Annotated in this window: 21 protein-coding genes; 10 read left to right on the top strand and 11 right to left on the bottom strand. The window is 33.3% G+C overall.

Annotated elements, in window-relative coordinates:
- Nucleotides 1-39 precede the first annotated feature (39 nt).
- The 7 genes from serC to QMA06_RS13355 all read left to right on the top strand — a co-directional run bounded on the left by serC (nucleotide 40) and on the right by QMA06_RS13355 (nucleotide 6,783).
- Entirely contained in the window at nucleotides 40-1,101 is a 1,062-nt protein-coding gene (gene serC, locus QMA06_RS13385) for a 3-phosphoserine/phosphohydroxythreonine transaminase (protein ID WP_290207381.1), read from the top strand.
- 92 nt (nucleotides 1,102-1,193) lie between these two features.
- Complete coding sequence (locus tag QMA06_RS13380; protein WP_290207380.1) at nucleotides 1,194-2,144, top strand: D-2-hydroxyacid dehydrogenase; 951 nt, start codon at nucleotides 1,194-1,196, stop codon at nucleotides 2,142-2,144.
- Nucleotides 2,145-2,244: 100 nt separating this feature from the next.
- Nucleotides 2,245-2,895, top strand: coding sequence for a DUF937 domain-containing protein (locus QMA06_RS13375; RefSeq protein WP_290207379.1), 651 nt, complete (start codon nucleotides 2,245-2,247; stop codon nucleotides 2,893-2,895).
- A 218-nt stretch (nucleotides 2,896-3,113) separates the two neighbouring features.
- Nucleotides 3,114-3,551, top strand: a complete 438-nt coding sequence (locus QMA06_RS13370) for a DUF6146 family protein (RefSeq protein WP_290207378.1) — start codon at nucleotides 3,114-3,116, stop codon at nucleotides 3,549-3,551.
- Nucleotides 3,552-3,599: 48 nt separating this feature from the next.
- A complete protein-coding gene (locus QMA06_RS13365; protein WP_290207377.1) occupies nucleotides 3,600-4,094 on the top strand; it encodes a DUF6787 family protein in 495 nt (164 codons plus the stop codon).
- A 2-nt stretch (nucleotides 4,095-4,096) separates the two neighbouring features.
- Nucleotides 4,097-4,432: a hypothetical protein gene (locus tag QMA06_RS13360; RefSeq protein ID WP_290207376.1), complete on the top strand. Its 336-nt coding sequence runs from the start codon at nucleotides 4,097-4,099 to the stop codon at nucleotides 4,430-4,432.
- A 44-nt stretch (nucleotides 4,433-4,476) separates the two neighbouring features.
- Nucleotides 4,477-6,783: a TonB-dependent receptor gene (locus QMA06_RS13355; RefSeq protein ID WP_290207375.1), complete on the top strand. Its 2,307-nt coding sequence runs from the start codon at nucleotides 4,477-4,479 to the stop codon at nucleotides 6,781-6,783.
- Nucleotides 6,784-6,865: 82 nt separating this feature from the next.
- Here the strand turns inward: QMA06_RS13355 and QMA06_RS13350 are convergent, their stop codons facing one another.
- Nucleotides 6,866-7,147 (bottom strand): hypothetical protein, encoded by a 282-nt coding sequence (locus tag QMA06_RS13350; RefSeq protein ID WP_290207374.1) that lies wholly within the window; start codon nucleotides 7,145-7,147, stop codon nucleotides 6,866-6,868.
- 318 nt (nucleotides 7,148-7,465) lie between these two features.
- Between QMA06_RS13350 and QMA06_RS13345 the strand changes: the two genes are divergently transcribed.
- A complete protein-coding gene (locus QMA06_RS13345; protein WP_290207373.1) occupies nucleotides 7,466-7,729 on the top strand; it encodes a hypothetical protein in 264 nt (87 codons plus the stop codon).
- A gap of 85 nt (nucleotides 7,730-7,814) precedes the next feature.
- Here QMA06_RS13345 and lpxD read toward each other — a convergent pair whose 3' ends face one another.
- The 7 genes from lpxD to QMA06_RS13310 form a co-directional block, all read right to left on the bottom strand.
- The gene (lpxD, locus tag QMA06_RS13340; RefSeq protein WP_290207372.1) at nucleotides 7,815-8,804 is read right to left on the bottom strand and encodes a UDP-3-O-(3-hydroxymyristoyl)glucosamine N-acyltransferase; all 990 of its coding nucleotides are present in this window, start codon (nucleotides 8,802-8,804) and stop codon (nucleotides 7,815-7,817) included.
- Between the two features lie 147 nt (nucleotides 8,805-8,951).
- Entirely contained in the window at nucleotides 8,952-10,070 is a 1,119-nt protein-coding gene (locus QMA06_RS13335) for a DEAD/DEAH box helicase (protein WP_290207371.1), read from the bottom strand.
- Between the two features lie 134 nt (nucleotides 10,071-10,204).
- Nucleotides 10,205-10,591, bottom strand: a complete 387-nt coding sequence (locus tag QMA06_RS13330) for a hypothetical protein (protein ID WP_290207370.1) — start codon at nucleotides 10,589-10,591, stop codon at nucleotides 10,205-10,207.
- A gap of 316 nt (nucleotides 10,592-10,907) precedes the next feature.
- Nucleotides 10,908-11,489 carry a DUF4251 domain-containing protein gene (locus tag QMA06_RS13325; RefSeq protein WP_290207369.1) on the bottom strand — a complete coding sequence of 194 codons (582 nt, stop codon included), beginning with the start codon at nucleotides 11,487-11,489 and terminating at the stop codon, nucleotides 10,908-10,910.
- A gap of 126 nt (nucleotides 11,490-11,615) precedes the next feature.
- Nucleotides 11,616-13,166, bottom strand: coding sequence for an SDR family NAD(P)-dependent oxidoreductase (locus QMA06_RS13320; protein WP_290207368.1), 1,551 nt, complete (start codon nucleotides 13,164-13,166; stop codon nucleotides 11,616-11,618).
- Nucleotides 13,167-13,246: 80 nt separating this feature from the next.
- Nucleotides 13,247-13,696, bottom strand: a complete 450-nt coding sequence (locus QMA06_RS13315) for a KTSC domain-containing protein (RefSeq protein WP_290207367.1) — start codon at nucleotides 13,694-13,696, stop codon at nucleotides 13,247-13,249.
- 80 nt (nucleotides 13,697-13,776) lie between these two features.
- On the bottom strand, nucleotides 13,777-15,330 hold the full coding sequence (locus QMA06_RS13310; protein WP_290207366.1) for a DEAD/DEAH box helicase: 1,554 nt from the start codon (nucleotides 15,328-15,330) through the stop codon (nucleotides 13,777-13,779).
- A gap of 339 nt (nucleotides 15,331-15,669) precedes the next feature.
- On the opposite strand from QMA06_RS13310, the gene QMA06_RS13305 reads away from it, so the two are divergent.
- Nucleotides 15,670-16,596 carry a peptidoglycan DD-metalloendopeptidase family protein gene (locus QMA06_RS13305; protein WP_290207365.1) on the top strand — a complete coding sequence of 309 codons (927 nt, stop codon included), beginning with the start codon at nucleotides 15,670-15,672 and terminating at the stop codon, nucleotides 16,594-16,596.
- Nucleotides 16,597-16,825: 229 nt separating this feature from the next.
- Nucleotides 16,826-19,102: a type IA DNA topoisomerase gene (locus QMA06_RS13300; protein ID WP_290207363.1), complete on the top strand. Its 2,277-nt coding sequence runs from the start codon at nucleotides 16,826-16,828 to the stop codon at nucleotides 19,100-19,102.
- Between the two features lie 285 nt (nucleotides 19,103-19,387).
- On the opposite strand, the gene QMA06_RS13295 is transcribed toward QMA06_RS13300, so the two are convergent.
- From QMA06_RS13295 to QMA06_RS13285, 3 genes are read right to left on the bottom strand one after another with little or no spacing between them, the layout of a single operon-like run.
- The gene (locus QMA06_RS13295) at nucleotides 19,388-19,936 is read right to left on the bottom strand and encodes a 1-acyl-sn-glycerol-3-phosphate acyltransferase (RefSeq protein WP_290207362.1); all 549 of its coding nucleotides are present in this window, start codon (nucleotides 19,934-19,936) and stop codon (nucleotides 19,388-19,390) included.
- 1 nt (nucleotide 19,937) lies between these two features.
- A complete protein-coding gene (locus QMA06_RS13290; RefSeq protein WP_290207361.1) occupies nucleotides 19,938-21,020 on the bottom strand; it encodes an iron-containing alcohol dehydrogenase family protein in 1,083 nt (360 codons plus the stop codon).
- Between the two features lie 44 nt (nucleotides 21,021-21,064).
- The gene (locus tag QMA06_RS13285) at nucleotides 21,065-21,685 is read right to left on the bottom strand and encodes a CatA-like O-acetyltransferase (protein ID WP_290207360.1); all 621 of its coding nucleotides are present in this window, start codon (nucleotides 21,683-21,685) and stop codon (nucleotides 21,065-21,067) included.
- Nucleotides 21,686-21,688 lie beyond the last annotated feature (3 nt).

Here is a 21,688-nt window from a genome sequence, read left to right as displayed (position 1 = left end):
AAACATCTTAAGATTTGTCCTGATATAAATTTAGAATTAATGAAAAAACATAATTTTAGCGCAGGACCATGTGTGTTACCAAAATCAGTAATGGAGCAAGCAGCAGCAGCTGTTTTAGACTTTGATCAAGGCTTATCACTTTTAGAAATATCTCATCGTAGCAAACCTTTTGTGGATGTTATGGAAAATGCCAGATCTTTAGCCTTAGAATTATTAGGTTTACAAGGCAAAGGCTATAAAGCGTTATTTTTACAAGGAGGTGCGAGTACTCAATTTCTTATGGTAGCCTTAAACCTTTTAGAAAAAAGAGCGGGTTATTTAAATACGGGTACATGGGCGGATAAAGCCATTAAAGAAGCTAAAATTTATGATGATATCTATGAAGTAGGCTCTTCAAAAAATGCCAATTATAATTACATCCCAAAAGGCTACGAAATTCCAGAAGATTACGACTATTTTCATTGCACGTCTAATAATACCATTTTTGGAACCCAAATGAAAAGTTTTCCAAAGTCACCAATTCCAATGGTATGTGATATGAGTAGTGATATTTTTTCGCGTCAATTAGATTTTACTCAATTCGATTTAATCTATGCCGGAGCACAAAAAAATATGGGTCCTGCAGGTACAACCTTAGTCGTTGTAAAGGAAGACATTTTAGGAAAAGTATCTCGCAAAATTCCGTCAATGATGGATTATAAAATTCATATCGGAAAAGGCAGTATGTTTAATACCCCTCCAGTATTCGCGGTTTACGTTTCCATGTTAAATTTACAGTGGCTTAAAGATCTTGGCGGTATTAAAGCTATAGAAGAAATAAACGAGAAGAAAGCAAGTTTAATGTATTCTGAAATTGACTTAAATCCTTTATTTAAAGGGTATGCGGCCAAAGAAGATCGCTCTAAAATGAATGCTACTTTCACTTTAGAAAATGAAAATCTCAAAGAAACCTTTGATGCCATGTGCAAAGAAGCAGGAATTAATGGTATAAATGGCCATAGAAGTGTTGGCGGATACAGAGCTTCTATGTACAATGCATTATCTTTAGATAGCGTAAAAGCACTTGTTGAGATTATGAGTGAATTGGAGAGTAAAGCATAAAACAGTTTTTGCTTGAATATATCAGGCAATATTAATAGTTAAAATTCAAATTTGAAATATTGAATTTTAAGCTTTAAATTTTGAATAAAACAATGAAAGTATTAGCAAACGACGGAGTTTCTCAAAGTGGCATTACAGCCTTGGAAACTGCAGGTTACGAAGTTATCACCACAACGGTCGCCCAAGAGCAATTACAAAATTATATCAATAAAAATAACATCGATGTATTGCTAGTTAGAAGTGCAACCACTGTAAGAAAAGATTTAATAGACAACTGCCCTAGCCTAAAAATTATAGGTCGCGGAGGGGTTGGTATGGATAATATTGATGTAGAATATGCACGTGGTAAAGGCCTTAAAGTCATTAATACTCCAGCAGCATCGTCTCACTCGGTTGCCGAATTAGTTTTTGGTCATTTTTATGGTTTAGCGCGTTTTTTACACAATTCTAATCGCGATATGCCATTAGAAGGTGATGCAAATTTTAAAGGATTAAAGAAAGCTTACGCTAAGGGAACAGAATTAAAAGGTAAAACTTTAGGTGTTCTTGGTTTTGGCCGTATTGGTCAGGCTACAGCAAAAGTAGCTCTGGGCGCGGGAATGAAAGTAGTAGCTTTCGATCCGTTTTTAGATAAAGCTGATTTACAATTAGATTTCTTCGATGGACAGAAAGTGAATTTTGAAATTGAAACTATCTCTAAGGAAGAAGTTTTAAAACAATCTGATTTTTTAACATTACATGTACCTGCTCAAAAAGATTACGTTATTGATGAAGCCGAATTCAATCAAATGAAAGATGGTGTTATAATTGCTAATGCCGCTCGCGGTGGAGTTATAAATGAAGTGGCGCTAGTTAAAGCATTAGAAAGTGGAAAGGTAGCAAGGGCAGCATTAGATGTGTATGAAAAAGAACCTAAGCCAGAAGTTCAGCTTTTAATGAATCCTGCATTATCATTAACACCACATACGGGTGCTGCAACAAATGAAGCACAAGATAGAATTGGTGTTGAACTAGCAGAACAGATTATTGCTATTCTTGGTTAATATAAAATGTGACCAAAACAGAATAAATGAGTCCTACTAAAGTGGGACTTTTTTTGTACCTTATAAACGATGTATTTACTAACTTTAATTATATATAAAAATGGCAGGAATTTTAGATTTATTAAACAGTGAAATGGGAAGTACAATTATTAGTGGTGTAGCTGGTTCTACCGGAACAGACAAAGCTAAAACTAGTAGCGTACTTACCATGGCATTACCTGTACTTATGAAAGCTATGGAGCGTAACGCCTCCACACCCGAAGGTGCTCAAGGTTTAATGGGAGCGATAAACAATAAGCATAATGGTAGCATACTTGATAATCTCGGTGGATTGTTTGGCGGTGGAGTTAACGAGTCTGTAAAACAAGATGGCGAAGGCATTCTAGACCATATACTTGGCAGTAAAAAACATGGCGTTGAGCAAGTTATTGGGCAAAAAGCAGGATTAGATGCTAGTTCTGTTAGTAATATTTTAAGAGTTGCGGCTCCTATTTTAATGGGGATTTTAGGTAAACAAGCTAAGCAAAATAACGTGAATTCTCAAAGTGGGATTACGGATTTATTAGGTAGTTTACTTGGTGGAGCAAGTAAATCTGGCCCTGTAACCACTGAGCAAAGTTTTTTAGAAAAAATATTAGACGCTGATGGAGACGGCAGTGTGATTGACGATGTAGCCGGAATGTTTTTAGGTGGTAAAAATGAAAGTTCAGGAGGTATTGGTGGAGCTTTAGGAGGTTTATTCGGAAAGTAAATTTTATTATTTTATAAATTATAAAAAAGCAGTTCTATGAGAGCTGCTTTTTATTTGAGTTACTTATCATTAACTTTCTAAACGGGTTTATTCACTCAGTGAAATTACGGATTTACAAATTTAGATTTAATATCTAATCTATAATCGTATTACTTTGTGGTGTTAAATCGACCAAAAAACTGATTTCCAATAACAAAATTTTAATACCTTTATCTACTATGAAGCATATTTTTTCTTTCTTAATTGTACTTATACTTGTAGCAAGTTGTAAATCTTACAACACTAACCAGACCATAAATAATGGTAACTCTAGCGGTCTGGTGGATAATGATACCGTTTCTATTAGTAGTGATGAAAATGATTACGAAATAATTATTATTGAACCAGGGTTTAATGCATGGCTAGCAGGTACAGCACGACCAGAAGGATATTATTCTCAACAATTTTTAGAATCGAGAAATGCTTTACTTGTACAAGGTTGGAATCAAAGAAATTCGCAACCCATGACTTACGACCCCAATCTTTATGAACTTCGTATAGACTATGACGTCCATACCGATTATGGTTATGATATTAATTATAAATTATATAATTATTTTATTTATTTCCAGCTTAAATACAAACAACAACTTTCTTCTTTTAGACCCAGGATTTAATTTGTAATACATCATAATTTCTTAGTTTTGCAGCACGAAAATCGTGCTATGGAAAAATTTAAAAAACATTGGGAAATTCAACACAATTGGCAGTTGTTATTTCCCTTTTTTGGTTTAGTGATTTTAGGGTATTCGGCTTATAAAATTGCAAATGCCATTCTATCGGATTATAATTTTATTTTTAAAATTCTTTTAGCGATAATCTTCTTTTTCCCTCTTTTGAAATTAACCTTATTCTTATTTAAAAAATTAGAAAAAAAATGGATTTTAGATTATAAATGGGAAATGATCCGCGTGTTTATGGTCTTTGCTGTAACCGGTTCTTCGTCTTTGATTATAGGCAAACCTATAATTAAATTTATTGGAATTACTAAAGAAAACTTAAATCCCATGCTCTATTGGATTTTATACATTATCATTGGGCTAATTTTCTATCAGATACTTTTAGTAACCTTCGGATGGCTTTTTGGGCAATTCCAATTTTTCTGGGAATTTGAAAAGAAAATGCTCAGACGGTTTGGGTTAAAACGATTTTTAGATTGAATTTGAAAACAGTAATAACAACATTATTTAAACTTCTCGCAATAATACTCGTAATTGTTGTTTTACTACCTTCGGCGGTAAAATTTAGTCATGTATTTACGCATCATACTCATGTTGTTTGCCAAAATGATAGTTCATCAGATACTCACTTTCATGAATCAGATTTAGAGTGTGATTTTTATAAGTTCAAACTTTCAAAACAGCTTTATATTCAACATAATACGGAAACACTTACATCTGTTGAAGATAATTTCAACATTACCGATTCCCAGTACCAATTTGTAAGTGATTTTCAGAAACTTCAAATAGCGCTTCGAGGGCCTCCTCAAATGATTTAATAATTCGCATTACACATTTTTATTAATTATTAAATCATTTATTTATGAATCGATTACTATTCATAGTATGTGCAATAATATGCACAAATATTTATGCTCAAAACCCTATTAAAGGTAAGGTCTTAGAGCAAACAACTCAAACTGCTATACCTTATGCAACCATATATCTACCCGAATTAGAAACAGGAACTGTGACCAACAACAATGGTGAATTTTCTATTGAACTGCCAAAAGGCACTTATAAAATCGTGGTTTCATATATTGGCTTTCGTACCCAATCTCAGAATATTTCAGTACCGACTAAAGATTATTTAACAATTGAATTATCAGAATCTGCCATGGAAATGGAAGAAGTCATCGTGTCTACACCTTTTCACAAATTGCAGAGTGAAAACGTTATGAAAGTTGAACAAAAAAAGATAAAAGATCTAAAAGCTTCTGGTGCACTTACTCTTGCAGAAGGCATTACAAACATTGCAGGTGTAGAAAGCGTAAGTACAGGTAACAGTATTGGAAAACCTGTAATTAGAGGGCTCAGCTCTAATCGTGTTTTGGTTTATACTCAAGGTGTGCGTTTAGAAAATCAGCAATATGGAGACGAACACGGATTAGGAATTAATGATGCTGGTATAGAAAGTGTGGAAGTTATAAAAGGTCCAGCTTCCCTACTTTATGGGAGTGATGCTTTAGGAGGTGTATTATATCTAAATCCTGAGCGTTTTGCTAATATGGATACGTCTTCTGGGGACGCTTCTGTCAATTATTTTAGCAACACAAAAGGTTATTCAACCAATGTTGGCTATAAATCTTCCAGTAATGGATTTAAATTTTTGATACGAGGAAGTTTAGCTGAACATTCGGATTACGACACCAATCAATACCGCGTTACAAATACACGTTACAGAGAACAAGATTTAAAAGCAGGATTAGGTTATCAAGCCTCAAATTTTAAAACCGAATTTCGCTATAATTTGAATAATTCAAAATTAGGTTTACCAGAAGAGATTGGCATTCAGTCTACTGCAAAAACACCAATGTTACCCTATCAAAGTGTTGATAATCATATTTTTAGTTCAAAATCAACTTTATTTTTTGAAGACTCTAGCTTAGAGGTGAGTTTAGGTTATATCTATAATAATCGAAAAGAATTTGAAGATCATCATCACCATCATGAGCATAAAGATCACGATGACCACGACGATCACGACTATCACGACGAACACGACGAACACGATGACCATGACGAGCACGATGAACATGAGGAACATGAGGAACAGGAAGAAAATCATGATGAACAAGAGCGTTTAGAGGCAGCATTAAATATGAAGTTAAAAACGTTTAATTATGACATTAAATACAATCTTCCCGCTGTAGGGAGATTTGAAACCATTGTTGGTGTCCAAGGCATGAATCAGATAAATTCTAATTATGGAGAAGAAATTTTAATTCCTGATGCAACGACAAATGATTTTGGTGTTTTAGCAACGTCTCATATACATTTTGAAACTATTGATGTTCAAATAGGAGCGCGATATGATTTTCGGTCAATTAATATTGAAGATAATTTTGACAAAACTTTCAACTCCTTTAATGGTGCATTAGGGTTTAAAACTGACATCTTTCAAAATATAACTGCAAGATTAAATTTAGCCACCGGTTTCAGAGCACCCAACCTTGCCGAATTAGCGTCAGACGGATCACATGAAGGCACAAACCGCTATGAAATAGGAAATGAAAATCTCACAAACGAACAAAATTTTCAAATTGATTTAGCTTTAGAATATAAGAATGAGCATATTGAATTCTTCGCGAATGCTTTTTATAATAAAATAAATGATTATATTTTCTTAAATCCAAATGGTGAATTGATTAATGAAGATCCTGTCTTTTTATACGAACAGCAAAATGCAAGTTTATATGGTGGAGAACTGGGGTTGCATTTACACCCACACCCTATTCATTGGTTGCATTTAGAGAGTAGTTTTGAAACTGTAACAGGTAAACTGGATAATGACAATTATTTGCCATTAATTCCTGCAAATTCGTTGACCAATACACTGCGTGCTGAGTTTAACACTACAAGTATAAAAAATATTAATGCATTTGTGAAATTGCGATCAACCTTTGCACAAAACAATGTGAATACGTATGAAACTGTTTCAGATAATTATAATCTATTTAGCGTAGGAGCTGGTGGTACATTAACGATATTTAAAAACGATTTAGATATTTCAGTTTCAGCAACTAATCTTTTTGATACAGAATATATACACCATTTATCGCGATTAAAGTCGGATGGTATATTAAATATGGGACGGAATGTAAATGTAGGAGTTACATATTCCATGTAATAAATAAGTCATTTTTTTTGAGTACAGCCGAGATATCTAAAAGTATATTTCGGCTATATTTATTATGACAATCATTATTTCTTCAACTTTTGATCTTAGTCTCCCTTTCTTTTCTTAAAATATAAGTATAGAACCACATCAAGGTAAATGTTGGTATTACATCAAAACCAGGTAATGCTTCTTCAACGAGAGAAATTACTCCTGCAATTTTTCCTTGCCTACCTCGATATAATTTTGTCATTAACCATCCTGAAAGTGGTGCCCAAACAATATCTGAGAATTCACCGATTCCCGGAATAATAAATGAAACGAGGCCTATTGCATCAAATAAAAGGCTTAGCCCTAATATTTTGTATTTGTTCATTTTATCTAATTTGTTTTTCAGGGTTAATTACCAATTATAATATTGAAAGTCAAAGTTACTCAAAAATTAAACCGCTTATTAAGATACAAAACTTGCTAGTATGAATATTAATTAAAATAATATTGCTAAATAACACCAAAAGAAGGCCATAAACACAAAACAATATCTTATTGTTAATGTGGTCATTTGTCGGATTTTAACGTAATTAAGAACAGGTAAACGATAAAATTTGTAACTATAACAAGCAAGTTTGCCATCAATTACAATAATCTATAACTTCGATATCAGATCTCCCTCTATCTATTAAATCTAAATATTATGGAAACAAAATTCTCTTTGTTTAACCAGATTAATAGTTTATGTTACTGGTTATTAGTGTCAAGCGATTACAGAACTTCAGTGAAATTAGATGCAGAAAATGACACTTATAGTGTCTGCATTAAACATTGTGGCGTAGAACTCTATACCAACGTTATAAAAGGTTTTAGTAAGAGAAACGCTACTTTCTTAGAAAATGAATTGGACGGAATGGTTGCTGGTCTCTTACATTTAAAACAAAATGTAGAACAGAAATCTGCATAATTTTATTTACAAGTTATGAGGTTAATGCACAACTATAATTCAATTATTTCTGTAATAACCTCATACTTTAAATTTATTTATAACACTATCTAGCCAGCTTTCTAAGAGCAACCCATTGTTTTAACATTTCTCTAGAGTCTACAGCAGGATAGCCTAAAACGGTTTTTCCAGCTGGAACATCGTTCATAACTCCTGATCCCGCACCAACGGTTGCACCAGAATGAATAGTGACGTGATCTTTAATCGATGCTGAGCCGCCAATAACAACTCCATCTCCTAAAGTTACGGAACCTGCAAGTCCTGAACTACCTGCCATAATACAAGAGCGGCCAAGAACACAATTATGAGCTATTTGTACTAGATTATCAATCTTACAGCCATCTCCTAAAATCGTTGAACTGAATTTACCTCGATCCACACAAGAGTTTGCACCGATCTCAACGGCATTACCAATCACTACGTTTCCGATATGTGGAATTTTCACCAAACCTCTACCATCATCATTAGGACGATAACCAAAACCATCAGCCCCAATACTTACATTGCTATGAAAAATACAGTGGCTACCAATAACGGAACGTTCTCTGATAATAGTTCCCGACCATATGGTTGTATGGTCCCCAATCGTAGTTTCATCTAATATTGTTACATTAGGATATATTGTAACATTATTACCCAAAATCACATTTCTACCAATAAATGACCCAGCTCCTACTCTACTACCATTACCAATTTTAGCCGATTTATCAATGGTTGCTGCAGGATGAATTTCAGTTTCGAAATAAGGAGTGACAGGTGTGAAAGATTCTAATAACTTAGCCATTGCTAAATCTGCATTTTTCACTTTGATCAACACACGATTTTCACCAGGTTCAAGCGCTATTTTATCATTCACAATTGCTAAACTGGCCTTTGAATTTTTCCAAAGTGTTGCAAATTTTCGATTTCCTATAAATGTGGCTTGATTTTTATTAGCTTTAGTAATCTGCTCTAAACCTGTAATCTTATTAGTGGTTTGGCCTACAACGCTACCATTAATTATGGCATTTATATCTTCTATTGAGAAAGTTTTCATTTGTGTATTATTGTTAATTAGACAAACAAGATAGAGCTAAATTATTTAAATGATTCTTAAAACAAAATAGTTGACCATATATTACTTGTACTAATGCGTTTTACAGTCTAAGTGAAAGAAATAATTAAAGATTTGAATTAGGAGATTTTACAACGTAATCTCTCTAAATACAATTCCCAAAGCTTTCTGAATTTCTAATACTTTTTGCATTTCCCCAGAAATAATTAGAGCAATCGATTGCCCTACTTTACCCGCTCTTGCTGTCCTTCCACTTCTGTGTGTGTAATAATCTAAGTGTTCTGGTAATTGGTGATGCAGTACAAATGCGAGGTTATTAACATCGATACCTCTTGCTGAGACATCCGTAGAAATTAATACCTGTAAGCTCTCGTTTTTAAAAGCACGCATAACTTTATCTCGTTCTTTTTGTTGCATGTCGCCCTCTAGAGCACCAACAGCAAAGCCTTCATTTTGTAATTGATCGGCTAAAGATTTTGTACCTGCTTTTGTTCTGCAAAAAATGATACCTCTTTCATCTTGGCGTTTATCCAAAATACGAATAATCATATTCAACTTATCTTTTATCGATGTTTGAATAAAATGATGCGAAATATTTTCGTTCACCAATGCATTTTTGTTAACCTCTATTCTAACCGCACTTGGAGACATGTAATTTTTAATGATGCTTTTAATCTCATCAGGCATTGTGGCAGAAAACAGCCATGTGTTTCTTTTGGAGGTGTTAAATTTCAGGATTTTATTTAAATCTTCTTTAAAACCCATACTCAACATTTCATCAGCTTCATCTAATACTAAAGTATTAACATTAGAGATATCAACATCACCACGTTCTACCAAATCGAGCAAACGTCCCGGTGTGGCAACAACAATATGTGTTGTTCTGGTTAGGTTTTTAATTTGCTTATCAATTTTTTCACCACCGTAAACACCTTCCGCGAAAATTTTCCCATCAATATACTTCGTAAAACGAAATAATTGCTTTTGTATTTGCTGAACTAACTCACGTGTTGGTGCAATGATTAATGCTTGAACCTCAGAAGAGTTTTGATCAATAGCGTGTAAAACTGGTAATCCAAACGCAGCAGTTTTTCCTGTACCTGTTTGAGCTAAGCCGATTAAATCGGTTTTAGAATTTAATAATACAGGAATTACAGCTTCTTGTATTTCCGTAGGATTAATTATATTTAATTCTTTTAACCCTCTAATATATGATTTGTGAATTCCTAATTCTGAAAATGTTGACATAGTGATATAATATTGTGCAAAGGTAATTTATATGCTTTATTTTAAACTTATAACGTCAATTTATTATTAAATAAAAATAGTAAGACATTCTAAACGAATTTAGAATGCCTTATTAATTAAGAAATCATAGATTATTAATTCTCTTTATAATCGTTACCATCAGAATCTATAACTGCTAACGGTTGTAATTGTGATTTAATGCGTTTATATAAATCGAACTGCGGTTGGGTTAAAATATTACGCATTTCCATAGTTTCCGCTTTTCTTAACTTATAAAGTTTGGACAATTTGTCTTCACCATTAAATTCTTCATGTATCTTTTCTTCACGAATTAGATATTCTTCCACTTTCTTTTCGAATAAGGTAAATTGTTTACCATCCAAACCTAATTGGTCATCATAAGTTGTTGTAATTTTAGTAGCAACCGCTTCTAAAGCTTTATCTCTATTCTGTAAAATTGGATCTTGGGCTGAAAGATGAAAAGTAAATAGAAATGTAATTATAAATAGTGTAGTTTTCATAATATTGACTCATTTGATTCAATATAAAATATAAGAGTTTAGCTTAATTTATTCAAAGAAATTAAGAAAACTTAACGCAAATTTATAAATTTTAACATTGAATTAATAGATGCAATAGAGATTATTATACCACTATATAATAGCAGGTTATGGTAATTATATTTTTAACTTCCATCATACAGGTGTTCACTATGAATCAATATTACTTTTAAATGTCTTCTTTAAAAATACCCTATATCTATTTTAAACGACTTATCCATTATATAAATAGTTTTAATAAAATCTGAATGATTATAAGAAGATTTATAGCACAATATTATTGAGATTTAAGTGTCCCTGAATATTTCATAACTGTTCGGAAATTAGAAGTGATGTTAGCCGTAATGTTATTATTAGGAAATATTTCGAGAATGACATTATAATTTTCGTTGGCTTCAGCGCCGATTTCAAATCTAATAACAAGCTTTCTCTTCTGTTTATGAATTGACTTTTCATAATTGCTAGGAGGACCATCGAATTTGATGCCTCCAGTTGAATTTCCATAATGGCCACTATTCAGACGGCTTTCACCAAAAAAAGATAAATCACTTTTTACTGAATCAGTCTTTATACTTATGTAATGACCATCCCCACGTACATCAATTCTACTAGCACTATTACCCGATCTTGTCATTATTGCATTTGCCACTTGCTGCGTCGCTGTAGTTAGAAACGGATAGGCTACTTCTACATCTATGTAGTAGGATTCGTTTTGTTTTAAACTTTCGAGCACCTTTATATCGCTATTATAGGATTCGTCTTTAGAGATATTGCGAGATTTACATTGCCATAATAATAAACTTAGAATAACGACGCTAAACAGGAGTCTCGATTTTTTATGTTTTAAACTTTTAATCATAATGGCATTAAGATAAGACCAATACCAAGAAAACACAATGACATTAACAATCTATTACATAAATAGTAAATTGTGTATTACAAAGTACAACTAAAAAAAATGAACTGTTTATTGAAGATTATACCGTTACCAACTAATAGGACGATAATCTTTCAAGAATTTACCAGACCAATGTTTACCAGTATTAATACCGTCAAATAGAGGGTCCATCACTCGTGCTGCTCCATCTACGATATCCAATGGAGGTTGAAAATCATGTAGTTCTTGTTTACGCCTTGCTAGTTCTGCAGGATCTTCATCGGTAACCCAACCAGTATCGACGGCGTTCATATATATACCTTCTTTAGCCAAACTTCCGGCAGCAGTATGTGTTAACATATTAAGAGCAGCCTTGGCCATATTGGTATGTGGATGACGATCTTCCTTAAAAAACGAATGGAATTTACCTTCCATTGCCGACACATTAATAATATGTTTTTGACCTGTTTGGTCTTTTTTCATTACCTCAGATAAACGATTACATAAAACAAATGGTGCCACAGAATTTACGAGTTGCACTTCAATCATTTCAGTCGTTTCAATCTCACCTAGTTTTAACCTCCAACTATTGGTTTTTCGTAAATCTACCTGTTGCAAATCTGCATCTAGTTTACCTTCAGGAAAAACCTCTTGAGACACCAATGTATTATCAAAACTATATGGTATTTGAGATAATTTAGCTGAAGCCCTTAAACCAATACCTGGTTCGGGACCATGCCAAGTAACAGGCATATTTTTAGTCGAGGATGCACCGGAGGTCAGTTCTTTTAATTCTACTAAACACTCAGTATGATCATTTAATAGATCGCGCGCAAATTTAGGTAACTCTTCAGTTGGTCGCTCCTCGTTTGGCATTAAATGGCTGTAAAAGCCAGATGGTCGTCTTACCGTTTGTGCAGCATTATTGATGAGAATATCAAGTTTATCGTAACGCTGTTCAATAAAGTTACAGAAAATCTCTACACTCGGTATATGTCTTAAATCTAGACCATGAATTTTTAAGCGGTGTCCCCATTCTGTAAAGTCTTCTTCTTTAGAAAATCGTAATGCAGAATCAACAGGAAAACGTGTTGTAGCAATAACGGTTGCTCCTCCACGTAATAACATCAATGTTATATGATAGCCAATTTTTAATCGAGATCCAGTGATTACGGCAACTTGCCCTTTTACATCTGCCGTTTGAAAACGTTTAGCATAATTAAAATCACCGCAGTCTTCGCACATGGTGTCGTAAAAATGATGCAGTTTAGTAAATAGAGTTTTACAGACGTAACAGTTGCGTGGAGATTCTAATTCTAATTGTTCTTTAGCTTTAAGCTCAGCTTCAGGTAATAATTTCGGTGCTACAAAAATATGTGCCTCTCTAGCGCTTCGTATGCCTGTTTCTTTACGAGCGTTTTTGTCTCTGGCCGCTTGCTTTCTCTTAGCTGCTTTTTTGGCGTCCTTCTTACGTCGAGAAAATTCTTCTCGACTTGGACGAGATAATTGCCCAGAGGCTTTAATTAAAGCGGTTCGTTGTGGTTTTGGAATTTCAAATATTTGATCAGTATCAGCAACTAAACGTTCTAATATAGAAATACAGTTTTCTATCTCTTCTGTTGAGATATCCGTAAATTGCTTTTTTGGTTCACTACTCATATTTTGATAATTCTTATTGATAATAAGGAAATCAGAGTTATAGCGATTATAAGATAATTTTATAAAATCCAACCTCTACTCTATGCTTCTTGTAATTCTTTCTTAGATTTTCTGTATAAATATGAATTAAAAATACTTCGTCTTGCAAAACGCATTTGTTTATCTGAATTTAAGAACTTAATAAATACGCCTTTAGGGACCCCAAAATATTCATAAGTGGCACCGTCTAAAAAGGTAATCTCTAAAAGTTGACCCTTATGCTGAAAGTCTAAAATCGTGGAATTAGTAATTGTGGCTGTATACTCCTCCAAATTCGCCGCTTTTGTTTCTGGTGCAATACTGACAAGAAAATGGTAGCCATCGATTATCTCGACACTTTTTAATTCAGCTTCTTCCTGCCCAACATCGCCATCTTGAAACTTATCTGGATGCCATTCTTTTACTAGATTTCTATACGTTTTCTTTAGCGTTTTTAAATCTATAGATTCTTCAATAGAAAATAACTTTTTATATTGATTAATACGTTTCATTTTAAGAGCTTTATTTTGTGGCGCGAAACTACGCTAAATAATAAGACAAAATCTATTTAATTATATTAATTATTAATGACTTAATCTTCTGGTGGAAACCCGTGAATTTCTTCGAATTTTTCATCAAAATTTGTTCTGATATAAGAATTTAATTTCTTCTTGTAATCATCCTTTAACCATTTTAAGAAATTATGTGTACTTCTACTAATACATTTGGCATAAACAGCAATTCTATTATCAATATCGTCTTTCAGCAATTTTGCTAAAGCCAGAGCATCATATACATCCTCACTGTTTTCTATACATATTTTGCCATGTTGTTCTATAGACCGTTCTAAGACGACTTTTGAAGATTCACCGGCATCTACAGCATCTTTATACGTTTGCTTTATATCGAAATAGGTGTCTTCAGATTTTGAAAATTCGTCCTTAATTTCATCTGCCAAATCATGCTTAAAGTTAGATTCGATGGCTTCATCGTCCTTAATACGATCAGCATACCAATTTGGCGATTTAAAAATTAATTGCCAATCTAAATCAGCTCCCCATGGTCCGAATCTATATAAGTTATTTCCTAAATCGATAGTAGTAAATTTCGATTTATTATTCAGAATTCGAGAGCCACGACCTATCATTTGGTAATATAAAGTCAAGGATTTTGTTGCTCTGTTTAAGATAATGGTATCGATTGTAGGTTCATCAAATCCAGTGGTTAATATACTTACCGAAGTTAAAATTGCGTTTGGTGTTTCATGAAACCATTGTAAAATCTGCTTACGTTGCTTTTTGGTTGCGGTATTGTCCAAGTGCATAATTGGTAAATCTGCTTCTCTAAAAGCATAATATACACTTATCGATGTGTTAATTCCGTTATTAAAAATCAAGGTTTTCTTTCCTAACGAATGTCTTTTATAAGCATCAATTAGCTTTTGAAGCATTGCCGGACTAGAGTATAAATCTTCAGAAGATTTAACCGTATAATCACCGTTAGAACCAACTTCTAAAGAGGTTAAACCCATATCGTAAGCATAAGTTTCTGCCCGTGCTAAAAACTCATTTTCAATAAGATTTTCAATGGTTTCACCGGTAATAAGCTCATCGTAGTTATCCTTCATAGGTAACTCTTTGTTAGAACTTAATGGGGTTGCTGTTACGCCTAGAATAAAGGATTTTTCAAAAAACTTAAAAAGTTTAGTAAATGAATTGTAATGCGCTTCATCTATAATTACCAGACCAACATCAGAAATATCAAGTTTATCATCATTCAATCTGTTATTCAAAGTTTCAACCATCGCAACAAAGCACGAATATTCGGCCTGATCATCTAAATTCGCTTTACTATTAACCACTTTATTGGTAACACCAAAACCATCTAACATTTTTGAGGTTTGGTTACATAGCTCCACTCTATGCGTCATTATTAAAACCTTTTTATTGTGGTTTTTAAGATATTGACGCACCATTTCTGAGAATATTACTGTTTTACCACCACCTGTTGGTAATTGATACAATAAGTGATAATCGTCGCGTTCGGAATCAAATTTTTCAAAAATCTGGCTTATGGCCCCTTGTTGATAATCGTATAATTCTTTATCGGTTTTCTTTTCTTGAACAGCTTGATTTGTTTCAGACATAAAATAATTTCGGGTTAATTTGTATTCTTTTTGAATTTGCAAATTTACAACACTTTAGCGCACAAAAAAAGCACCAAATGAATTGATGCTTTTTCAACCTAACCAATAACGTTTTGAAACACGCTTATTGTTTTCTTTTTCATGCAAATTATTTTTGCTATGGTTCAAAATTAATAAACATTGTGGTGTATGTTTTGCTCATATACAAGTTGTTCTAATTCATTTGAAAAAGAGGTACTCGTAATCCATATATTTTTTTTCATTATTTATGAGTTTTATAAAATAATAATTATTCTATATTTACGTTTCATTAGCTTATTCGATTATTTTTTCCCCTCTATGAAATACATTTTTTTCTGTTTTGCTTTAGTTTGCATTACATATACTACATCTTCTCAAAACGATTCGTTAATTAATTCACTAAAAATAGAGTTACCAACTGCGCAATTCAGCAAAGGTGTGCTGTTTGAAACCGTTGAAATTCCGTTTATATCATCTACCACTGATAAACCCGATATCAAGGCTGAAGATTGGGACACTACAGTTTATAATCCCTATCAAAATATATTGCAAAATTTTCCTTTAGTACTAAACTTTAAAGATAGCACTTACGCTTCTCCGGTTCCCCATCCAAAAGTGGTGACGTCACATTACGGCTGGCGAAAAGGACGACCACACAAAGGTATTGATATTGATTTAGTTACTGGAGATTCCGTAGCTGCAGTGCTTGATGGCATTGTACGCTATGCCAAGTATACTAGAGGTTTTGGAAATACCGTTGTTGTACGTCATTATAACGGTTTAGAATCAACTTACGCACATTTGTCTAAAATCGGGGTTAAAGCAAATGATTCCATAGTAAAAGGGCAATATGTAGGTAAAGGTGGCAATACTGGTAATTCAAGAGGAAGTCATCTTCATTTAGAATTGAGTTACAAGGGCCATTCGATTCATCCGGAATATCTTTTTGACTTTTCTCCTAAAAATACTATTCGCGCAGAGCAGGTTTGGGTAACACAAAAATGGACACATGCCAGATATCATAACTCAAGACAATTAAGTAAAGTAAAAGTCATAAAATCGGCAGACGAAGCTGCATTAGTTAGTTTAGCTAAGCAACCAAAATTCTATGTCGTAAAAAAAGGAGATACACTTTACGGCATATCCAAACGTAATAACATGTCTGTTGCTATGCTATGCAACACCAATGCCATTAAACAAAATGCAACTTTAAAAATTGGTCAGAAATTAGTTTTAGAGCTTTAAAGGAAATTCATTTGACACTAGGCTTTCAGAATTAGAAAAAGAATATTTTACCTAATCAATGATGCAATTATCTTTTGAATGTGAAATTTAAATAGTGGATAAATCCGAGTATTTTTTTCCTATTCTATATCCTTATTTCATAGCGAAATTTACAATAATCTCTTTCTATATTTCTCGCTAATTATTTTGAAATTTCAGTACTTTGCATTTTTAAAAAAATCACATTAATTTGAAAGTCTGTATTGCCGAAAAACCCAGTGTTGCCCGAGAAATTGCGTCTGTATTAGGAGCTAACAACAAGCGAGATGGTTACTATGAAGGTAACGGTTATGCAGTAACCTATACCTTTGGTCACCTTTGTACGTTATTTGAGCCAGCGGATTACAAACCTTATTGGAAAAGTTGGGACTTAAACAACTTGCCGATGTTGCCAGAAAAATTTCAGGTTAAAGTGGCGAGTAATGACGGGATTAAAAAACAATTCCTTATTGTAAAAAGTTTATTTGATAAAGCAGATGTTGTAATAAATTGTGGTGATGCTGGCCAAGAAGGAGAACTGATTCAGCGTTGGGTTATCAATAAAGCCAATTATAAAGGTAAAGTGCAACGCTTGTGGATTTCGTCTTTAACAACAGAAGCAATAAAAGAAGGCTTTAAAAACTTAAAACCTGCCGAAAATTATGATAATCTATATTATGCTGGTTTTTCGCGCTCAATTGGTGATTGGCTGTTAGGAATTAATGCCACACGATTATATACCGTAAAACATGGAGGTTATAAGCAGGTTTTATCTGTTGGGAGAGTTCAAACCCCTACTCTTGCCATGCTTGTGAATCGTTTTAAGGAAATTGAAAATTTTGTACCACAACCATATTGGGAATTACAAACACTTTATAGAGATACGCTATTTAATTATGAGGAGGGTCGTTTTCTAAAAATGGAAGACGGCGAAATTTTAGCGAATAAAGTAAAGGAGCACGAATTTGAAATTGTTTCTATAACCAAAAAGAAAGGGACAGAATACGCACCAAAACTATTCGATTTAACAGGTTTACAAGTATACTGTAACACTAAGTTTGGATTTTCTGCGGACGATACCCTTAAAATAGCTCAAAAATTATACGAGAAAAAAGCCGTAACCTATCCCAGAGTTGATACCACATTTTTACCCAATGACGTGTATCCAAAAGTAAAAGGTATTCTGTCTAAACTGACTGATTATGCAAATCTTACAGCACCTATTTTAAACAAAAAGATAAAGAAGTCTTCACGAGTTTTTAATGATAAAAAAGTAACGGATCACCACGCTATCATTCCAACTGGAATGCAAACACATTTGCAATATAACGAACAGCAAGTTTATGATATTATAGTTAAACGCTTTATCGCTGTGTTTTATGATGATTGTAAAGTTTCTAATACTACAGTTATTGGAAAAGCAGCAGAAGTTAATTTTAAAACGACCGGAAAAGAAATTATATCAAAAGGTTGGCGCGTGGTTTTTGAGAAACAAGACACTTCTACGAAACCTGACTTTAGCGCAACCGAAAGGCCCGGTGTGACAAAAGATAACATAATGCCCTCTTTTGTTAAAGGTGAAAAAGGACCACACGAACCTTCATTTTTAGAAAAACAGACGAAACCACCAAATCAATTTACGGAAGCCTCTCTCCTACGTGCTATGGAAACTGCAGGAAAACAAGTTGAGGACGAAGAACTTAGAGACTTAATGAAAGAGAATGGTATTGGCCGACCGTCCACACGTGCGAATATTATAGAAACGTTGTTTAGGCGAAAATATATAAAGCGAAATAAAAAACAAATTTTACCTACAGTTACAGGCATTCAACTGATTGATACGATTCAGAATGAGCTATTAAAATCTGCAGAACTTACAGGTTCATGGGAGAAGCAACTTAAAGATATTGAGAAAGGTGAATTTAGCGCAAGTGCCTTTATAAGAGGTATGAAACGTATGGTAGATGCTTTGGTGTATGAAGTACGCAGTGAAAAAGTGCAAACCCGAATTTCTTCAGTGAATAATAAGCCTGTCGGAAAAACGAAATCAAAGTCGAAAACTAAAAAGAAATCTACGAATTTAGTTGGAAGTTCTTGTCCGAAATGTAAATCTGGTAATCTTTTAAAAGGAAAATCGGCTTATGGTTGTAGTCATTTTGGAAAAACTTGCGATTTCACTTTGCCGTTTAGTTATGCTAGCAAGAAAATTTCCGAAAAACAATACATTCGGTTACTTACCAAAGGTTCTACAGTTAATTTAAAAGGTTTTAAAATCGATACTTCGGGATCAAATGCATTAGTGGAAGGTTTACTACGATTTAATGATAGTTTCAAGCTAAAATTTGAGCCTAAACAAACGGCAAAAATAGCAACGATTAAAGTAGGTGACTCTTGTCCTAAATGTAAAATTGGCAAAATACTTAAAGGAAAAACTGCGTACGGTTGCAGCAATTATAAAAGTGGTTGTGATTTTAGAGTGGGATTCTAATTTAATTGCGAAGCTTCAGGTTGCATCCTAAAAGTTATATAACTGTTTTACAAAGCTTGATATAGCGATTTAAAAACTTAAAATCTTCAACTGGCTTAATTCGCAACACCAAATTAATTTTTCCGCTAATACGAATTAAATCAGCTTAGAATATATAAAAAAAGAGATCGCATTATAGACGATCTCTTTTCTGAACAATGTTTCTTTTTAGGGACTTACGTTTACTTTATGTTTCATTGTATTACATACGTTTCAAAAGTTGTGCCAAATAAAGGGCTGCAAATTCTAACTATATGCTTTTACCTTTCCTTCTACTCCTTCAAAAAAAGCTTTCATAATTTTAAAATCTGCTTCCATGTCATCAGTGGGATAGAACGGTTCTGAAATTTTATTTTGTTTATTCTTAAAATCTAATGTAAACATTATAATGGGTACATTGGCCGCTTTGGCTATATAGTAAAATCCTGTCCTCCATTTTTCGACTTTTTTCCTTGTTCCTTCAGGAGCTAAGGTTAATCTAAATTCTTCTTCATTTTCAAATAACTGCGCAATGGCTTCTACCTTATTTTGCCCAGAAGTTCTGTCTAAAGCTTTACCACCTACCGCTTTAAAATAATAACCAAATGGCCAGGTAAACAATTCTTTTTTACCTACAAAATTAGTTTTTACGTCCGCGACTTTTCTGAGTAAAATACCAACTATAAAATCGTGCCAGCTAGTATGAGGAACTGCTATAATGATTGATTTTTTTACGGTGTCTTTTGAAAAATTAGTATTTCCGACAACCTTCCAACCCATTAATTTAAAATATATGAATTTAGCTAACCAGCGCATTTTACATTTTTTTATAAAGCTCTAAAAGCTTTTGTCTGGTCATTACAGTCTTCCAGTTTTTGCCGATTGCATTTTCCCAAAGAGGTTCTAAACTTAATGCCACATCAATCATCGTATTTAATTGATCGTCGTCTAAATCAGCACAAATACCTTGAGGTAACTCTATATTGTGCTTGGCTTTCATCTGTTTAAATATCGTTACACCTTCTGGATAATAATCTTCTAAATGGTCAAAAACTATACAGTTACCAATACCATGTTTTATACCTAAAAGATACCCTAAACCGTAACTCATCGCATGGGCTACACCGACCTGAGAATAAGCAATACTCATCCCACCATGCCATGAGGCCATCATTAATTTATCTTGAGCCTCTTCATCTGATAAAGAATTCTCTAAAAAGATTTCTTTACAAAGTTCAAAAGCTTTTTCGCCGTAACTTTCACTAAATGCATTTAAATATGTTCCATTTAGAGATTCTACACAATGCACAAAGCAGTCCATCCCAGTATAGAACCATTGGTCTCTAGGAACATCTTTAGTTAATTCTGGATCTAATATAACCTGATCGAAAGGAGTATAATCACTATTAATACCTAATTTACGGACCGGGCCAGTTAAAATCGTAGTTCTAGATACTTCAGCTCCTGTTCCTGAAATTGTAGGAATTCCGACATGATAAATCGCAGGATGTTTAATTAAATCCCAACCTTGATAATCTTTAGATTCACCCTTATTGGTTAACATTAGCGATACTGCTTTTGCAACATCCATAACTATACCTCCACCAATACCAATTATGCCTGAAGGTAATTCGCTAAATTCTAATATAACGTCTTCAACTAATTGATCTATTTGTTCTGTCCTAGGTTCTTCTTTGGTTGGTACGTATATAATTTTGTCTTTGTAAGACAATGTAATTCTTGAGGTTAACCAATGATTACCCTTAAAGACATCGTCAACATAAAAAATAAATGGTGCATTACGTCCCTTGCGTTTTGAAGCGAGAATTTCTTCGAGTTGATCGAAACTTCCTCGTCCGAAAACGACATTAGACACCATGGGATAATTTTTGTATATCATTTACTTTATATCTTTAGCAAAAATAACAACTTAGTTTATAATTACTACTTATTTAAATGAAATTGTAATTTTTCATTAAAAAGTCCTACGTGGTAGCCATCTACCAACGCATGATTAACACTTATTGCCACTTGCATTTCTCTTTTTTTTCCTAAATTTTCCATCTTACTAAATGCTATTTTAGGTATAGAATCTTTACCTCCTTTAAATGGTTCTTTATGCCCAGTGAAATTTACCCAAGGCAGAGCTGAGCAATGCACACAGTCTAAAGTATTTTTAGGAGGAAATAATTCTTCAGAATTTAATACACGAGCTTTTTCCTTTAAATAATTCGATTGAAATTTAAAAATATCTTCATCATAATCAATAAAGGTGAAGCCAAACGTATTATTAGATCGAAGGATGGTTGGCGATGCATGAATTGTATCGAAAACTACAATGTCGTTAGATTCGTTTATTCTATATCTTAAATTTTCTACATCGTTAATAGCTTGCATCGTGGAGTGTAAATATTTTACAAAAAATGACAAATTATTGGTACGTGAAAACTCATAAGCTTTAGTTACATCGACTTTAAAAGTCACTCCAAAATACGGATCATCAAATGTGTTAAAAAAATCGAAATGCGCTTTTCTGTCCCAGTTATGTTTATCGAGTACTTTCAAATT

The sequence above is a fragment of the Winogradskyella bathintestinalis genome, from assembly GCF_030407435.1.
Lineage (GTDB): Bacteria > Bacteroidota > Bacteroidia > Flavobacteriales > Flavobacteriaceae > Winogradskyella > Winogradskyella bathintestinalis.
This window is presented reverse-complemented; position numbering and strand designations above follow the sequence as displayed.